Annotated in this window: 1 pseudogene; it reads left to right on the top strand. The window is 59.7% G+C overall.

Annotated elements, in window-relative coordinates:
• Positions 1-238, top strand: a pseudogene (locus AC0IYH_RS33795) (methyl-accepting chemotaxis protein); the annotation flags it as partial.

Raw genomic sequence — 238 nt, 5'->3', positions numbered from 1 at the left:
AAGGTGACCTGCGTGTGAAACTGGACAGCACCGCTCGCGACGAGACCGGCCAGTTGCTGAAATCGATGGGTAATATGAGCGAGAAGCTCACGCAGATCATTGCCGAAGTCCGTGGCTCCGCTGACTCGCTGTCCAGCGCCTCCGAGGAAATTTCCTCGACCGCCCAGAGCATGAGCCAGGCCGCTTCCGAACAGGCGGCCTCGGTCGAAGAAACCAGTGCCTCGATGGAACAGATGTC

Source organism: Pseudomonas sp. AC463, assembly GCF_979253585.1.
This window is presented reverse-complemented; position numbering and strand designations above follow the sequence as displayed.